The organism is Methylibium sp., from assembly GCF_031393925.1.
Taxonomy (GTDB): domain Bacteria; phylum Pseudomonadota; class Gammaproteobacteria; order Burkholderiales; family Burkholderiaceae_C; genus Methylibium.
The window spans coordinates 1-4,923 of record NZ_JANMWL010000140.1; the positions used below are offsets into that span (position 1 = coordinate 1).

Sequence of the window (4,923 nt, forward strand, 5' to 3'; positions counted from 1 at the left end):
CGGACGCGGCGGGCCTGGCCGAAATGCTCCGCACCATCGCCACCTGCCGCAAGCCGACCATCGCTCGCGTGCAGGGCGACGCCTATGCGGGCGGCATGGGGCTGGTGGCGGCGTGCGACCTGGCGGTGGCGGCCGACACGGCGCAGTTCTGCCTGAGCGAAGTCAAGCTCGGGCTCATTCCCGCGACGATCAGCCCCTACGTGATCCGCGCCATGGGGGCGCGCGCGGCGCAGCGCTACTTCCTCACCGCCGAGCGCTTCGACGCGGCGACCGCGCTGCGCCTGGGTTTCATCCACGAGAGCGTGCCGCCCGATGCACTCGACGCGGGCGTGCAGGCGTTCGTGGCGGCGCTGCTGGCGGCGAGCCCCGAGGCGCTCGCCGCCTGCAAGCGCCTGCTGCACGAGGTGACGGGCCAGCCGATCGACGCCGCGCTGATCGCGCGCACCGCCGTGTTCATCGCCGACGCGCGCGCCTCCGACGACGGCCGCCACGGCGTGCGGGCTTTCCTCGACAAGGGCAAGCCGCGCTGGTCGGGCTGAACCGCATGAACACGCTGCAGTCGCTCGACACCACGCAGTTGATCGCACTGGCCGCCGCGCTCGGTTGGGCGAGCGGCCTGCGCCTGTATGCCGTGCTCGCGCTCACCGGCCTGGCGGGCTTCCTCGGCTGGGTGCCATTGCCGCCCGGCCTGCAGTTGCTGCAACACCCGGCCATGCTGGCAGCCAGCGGTTTCATGGTGTTCGTCGAGTTCTTCGCCGACAAGATCCCGGGCGTCGATTCGATGTGGGACGTGATCCATACCGTGGTCCGAATTCCCGCCGGGGCGGCGCTCGCGGCGGCCGTGTTCGGCGCCGACCAGGGCACCGCGGCGGCGCTCGCAGCCTTGCTCGGCGGCACGCTGGCCGCCACCAGTCACGCGGCCAAGGCGACCACGCGAGCGGCCATCAACACCTCGCCCGAGCCGTTCTCCAACATCGGCATGTCGCTGCTCGGCGACCTCGCCGTGCCCTCGATGCTGTGGCTTGCCGTCGAACAGCCGCTGCTGGCGATCGCCGCGGTCGCGCTGACCTTTGTTGCGATGATCGTGATCGTGTGCGTGCTGTCGAAGTTTCTGCGGCGTGTGTTGTCGCGACTCCAGGTGTTGTTCGGCGCCGCGCCGTCGACATCGGCATGAAGGACGAAGAATGTTCAACAAGACCTTGATCGCCCTACCGCAACCCCATCGCGTGGCGACTGCAGCGAGCGGCGATCAAACCGCGGGAGCCTGACATGTTCAAGAAGATCCTCATTGCCAACCGCGGCGAGATCGCCTGCCGCGTGGCCGCCACCGCACGCCGGCTCGGCATCGCCACCGTGGCGGTCTACTCGGATGCCGACGCGAATGCCCGGCACGTGCTCGCCTGCGACGAAGCCGTGCTCATCGGCGGGCCGGCGCCGCGCGACAGCTATCTGCGCCACGAGCGCATCCTCGAAGCGGCGCTCGCTACCGGCGCCGAGGCGGTCCACCCCGGTTACGGCTTCCTGAGCGAGAACGAGGGCTTCGCGCGCGCCTGTGCCCAGGCGGGCGTGGTCTTCATCGGACCTCCGCCCGGCGCCATCAAGGCGATGGGCCTGAAGGCCGAGTCCAAACGTCTGATGGAAGCCGCCGGGGTGCCGCTCGTGCCCGGCTACCACGGCAGCGACCAGGACCCGGCGCTGCTCGAGCGCGAGGCCGCTCGCATCGGCTACCCGGTGCTCATCAAGGCGAGTGCCGGCGGCGGCGGCAAGGGCATGCGCGTGGTCGCTGCCGCGGCCGAGTTCGGCGCCGCACTCGCCTCCTGCCAGCGCGAGGCGATCGGCAGCTTCGGCAACGACGCGGTGCTGGTCGAGCGCTATGTGCAGCGGCCACGGCACATCGAGATCCAGGTGTTCGGCGACAGCCAGGGCGACTGCATCTACCTGTTCGAGCGCGACTGTTCGGTGCAGCGCCGCCACCAGAAGGTGCTGGAAGAAGCGCCTGCCCCCGGCATGACGGCCGAGCGTCGGCGCGAGATGGGCGAGGCGGCGGTGGCAGCGGCCAAGGCCGTGGGCTACGTCGGCGCCGGCACGGTGGAGTTCATTACCGAGCAGGACGGACGTTTCTATTTCATGGAAATGAACACGCGTCTGCAGGTCGAGCATCCGGTCACCGAAGCGATCACCGGCCTGGACCTGGTGGAGTGGCAGTTGCGCGTGGCGGCCGGCGAGCCACTGCCGCTGCGTCAGGACGAGTTGAAGATTCACGGCCACGCCATCGAGGCGCGCCTGTGCGCCGAGAACCCCGACGCCAACTTCCTGCCGTCGATCGGCACCTTGGCCGTGCTGCGCTGGCCGTCGCATGTGAGCTTTCGGCGCAATGCGGACGCCCAGGCGTTGCACGATCCGGCGCCGGTGCGCATCGATGCCGGCGTGGGCGAGGGCGACGCGATTTCGCCGCACTACGACTCGATGATCGCCAAGCTCATCGTCTGGGGCGAGGACCGCGCGCAGGCGCTGGCACGGCTCGACCGGGCGCTGACCGAGACACGGATCGTCGGACTGCACACCAACGCGGCGTTCCTGCGCCGGGTCGTCAACAGCAGCTCATTCGCCGCGGCCGACCTCGACACCGCGCTGATCGAGCGCGAGCGCGCCGCGCTGTTCGACGCCGCACCGCTGTCGCTGGCGGTGGCTGCAGCGGGCGTGGCCGCGCATGCGCTCGCGCTCGAGCGCGCCGGCGAGGACGCCGATCCCTGGTCGCGCCGCGACGGCTGGCGCCTGTTCGGCGGCGCGGCGCGGCGTTTCGAGCTCGACCATGCCGGCGCCCACCACAGCGTGCTGCTCGAGCGCGGCCACGACGGTGCGGCCACGCTCACGGCGGCCGGCGAACGTCTCGCCTTCGCTTCGTGCCCGCTCGGCAATGACCGCTACGACCTCATGCTCGGCGAGCGCCGCCTCACGCTCGAGGTGCATGCCGTCGGCGAGAGCGTGACGGTGTTCGCCCCCGAGGGCTCGGCCCTGCTGCGCGAGGTCGACGTGCTGGCACATGCCGGCGAAGCGGCCGAGGGCGGGCGCCTCACCGCGCCGATGCCGGGCAAGGTCGTCGCCTTCCTCGCCAAGGCCGGCGATCAGGTCAAGCGCGGCCAGCCGCTGGCGGTGATCGAAGCCATGAAGATGGAGCACACGCTCAATGCGCCGAGCGACGGCACCGTCAAGGCGCTGCGCTTCGCGGCCGGAGAGCAGGTGGCCGAGGGCGAGGCACTGCTCGAATTCGAGCCCGCGTGACTTGCCGGGCCGCCACACCTGCGGCAGGCGCCGCGCCAGCGTGCTCAGTGGCGCGAGCCGTGGCCCAGGCCGCTCCAGCGCGAGCGCGCGATGCGGCCCCGGCCGGCGGGCTGCAGTTGCGAAGGCGCGGTCGGGCCGAACCCGAGCTGCGCGAGCGCGGCTCGCGCCTGACTGGCGGCGCGGGCCAGGTGGTCACGAGCGTCTTCGGCCGCGCTCAGGTCGTCGAAGCGTTCGGCCAGTTCCGCCAGCGTGGTGCCGTCGAATTCCTGGCACATCATGATCACTTGGTCTGCGTAGGAGCGTTCACGCATCATGCGGCGCACGTCGACGCCCTCGCCCACCGCGCGCAGCAGGGCGAAATGAATGCGGGTGGCGAGATGAAAGCGGTTGAAGAGGGCGGCCATGACGATCTCCACGAATTGACGCCATGGTGCGGCCGCGGCCGGCCCTGGCCCATCCCGCACAATGGGGTGAGAGGCCCTGCGAGCGCGGGGGTCCGCCACGTCCGGCGTGGTGATGCCGGTTGTTTTTCGTGAGGTAGTTCACATGTTGCCGAGCCGGGTCAAGCTGGTGGATGTCGGGCCGCGCGACGGGCTGCAAAACGAGCCGCAGGCGGTCAGCGCGGCGCACAAGATCGAGCTGGTCCATCGGCTGCAGGCGGCCGGCCTCGCCGACATCGAAGTCACCAGTTTCGTGAGCCCCAAGTGGGTGCCGCAGATGGCCGATGCGGCGTCGGTCATGGCCGGTATCCAGCGCCGCAGTGGCGTTCGCTACAGCGTGCTCACACCCAACATGCAGGGCCTGGACGCCGCGCTCGCCGCGCCGCGCGAACAGTGGCCCGACGAGATCGTGGTGTTCGGCGCGGCGAGCGAGTCGTTCAGCCAGCGCAACATCAACTGCGGGGTCGACGAGTCAATGGCACGCTTTGCGCCGGTGGTGGCCGCGGCGCGCGCCGCCGGCCTGAAGGTGCGCGGCGCCATCTCCTGTGCGGTCGGCTGCCCTTACGAAGGCGAGATTCACCCCGACCGCGTGGAGCGCGTGGCGCAGCTCATGCACGGCATCGGCGTGCAGCACGTCGGTGTGGCCGACACCATCGGCGTGGGCACGCCGCGGCGCGTGCAGGCGGCAATGGAGCGTGCGCTGCGGCATTACCCGCTGGCGGAGGTCAGCGGCCATTTCCACGACACCTACGGACAGGCGCTGGCCAACGTCTACGCTTGTCTGGAACTGGGCATCCACAACTTCGACGCCAGCGTGGCCGGCCTCGGCGGCTGCCCCTACGCCAAGGGCGCGACCGGCAACGTCGCCACCGAGGACGTGGTGTTCCTGCTGCACGGCCTGGGCATCCAGACCGGCATCGACCTCGACGCCCTGGTCGACGCGGCCTGCTTCATCTCCGGCGTGCTCGGGCGCAAGCCGGTGTCGCGCGTGGCCAATGCGCTGCTGGCCAAGCGGTCGGTGGCTGCATGAGCATGAGCCGGGCCATCGAGCCTCTGGCCCAGGCCGCGGGCGTGCCGTCGCCCTGCACCAATGTCTGCCGCATCGACGCGGCGAGCGGCTGGTGCGAGGGCTGCCACCGCAGCATCGAGGAAATCGTCGCATGGGCGCGCCTGGACGATGCGGCCAAGCGCGCCATCTGGC

6 protein-coding genes are annotated in these 4,923 nt (G+C 70.8%); 5 read left to right on the forward strand and 1 reads right to left on the reverse strand.

The window, feature by feature from the left end; genetic code table 11:
• From RMO12_RS08110 to RMO12_RS08120, 3 genes are all read left to right on the forward strand, one after another.
• Nucleotides 1–539 (forward strand): enoyl-CoA hydratase-related protein (locus RMO12_RS08110; RefSeq protein WP_309638906.1); only part of this gene is annotated, 539 nt, incomplete at its 5' end.
• A 5-nt stretch (nucleotides 540–544) separates the two neighbouring features.
• The gene (locus RMO12_RS08115; protein WP_309638907.1) at nucleotides 545–1,174 is read left to right on the forward strand and encodes a DUF4126 domain-containing protein; all 630 of its coding nucleotides are present in this window, start codon (nucleotides 545–547) and stop codon (nucleotides 1,172–1,174) included.
• Nucleotides 1,175–1,269: 95 nt separating this feature from the next.
• Nucleotides 1,270–3,282 carry an acetyl/propionyl/methylcrotonyl-CoA carboxylase subunit alpha gene (locus tag RMO12_RS08120; protein ID WP_309638908.1) on the forward strand — a complete coding sequence of 671 codons (2,013 nt, stop codon included), beginning with the start codon at nucleotides 1,270–1,272 and terminating at the stop codon, nucleotides 3,280–3,282.
• 44 nt (nucleotides 3,283–3,326) lie between these two features.
• Here RMO12_RS08120 and RMO12_RS08125 read toward each other — a convergent pair whose 3' ends face one another.
• Nucleotides 3,327–3,686: a hypothetical protein gene (locus tag RMO12_RS08125; RefSeq protein WP_309638909.1), complete on the reverse strand. Its 360-nt coding sequence runs from the start codon at nucleotides 3,684–3,686 to the stop codon at nucleotides 3,327–3,329.
• 142 nt (nucleotides 3,687–3,828) lie between these two features.
• On the opposite strand from RMO12_RS08125, the gene RMO12_RS08130 reads away from it, so the two are divergent.
• A complete protein-coding gene (locus RMO12_RS08130; protein ID WP_309624049.1) occupies nucleotides 3,829–4,752 on the forward strand; it encodes a hydroxymethylglutaryl-CoA lyase in 924 nt (307 codons plus the stop codon).
• A gap of 2 nt (nucleotides 4,753–4,754) precedes the next feature.
• On the forward strand, nucleotides 4,755–4,923 hold a 169-nt coding region (locus tag RMO12_RS08135), incomplete at its 3' end, for a DUF1289 domain-containing protein (protein WP_405029644.1).

Excerpts from the sequence above, each read along its gene's own strand:
- RMO12_RS08115 (WP_309638907.1), top strand. The coding sequence starts at position 545 with ATGAACACGCTGCAGTCGCTCGACACCACGCAGTTGATCGCACTGGCC.
- RMO12_RS08125 (WP_309638909.1), bottom strand. The coding sequence starts at position 3,686 with ATGGCCGCCCTCTTCAACCGCTTTCATCTCGCCACCCGCATTCATTTC.
- RMO12_RS08130 (WP_309624049.1), top strand. The coding sequence starts at position 3,829 with ATGTTGCCGAGCCGGGTCAAGCTGGTGGATGTCGGGCCGCGCGACGGG.
- RMO12_RS08120 (WP_309638908.1), top strand. The coding sequence starts at position 1,270 with ATGTTCAAGAAGATCCTCATTGCCAACCGCGGCGAGATCGCCTGCCGC.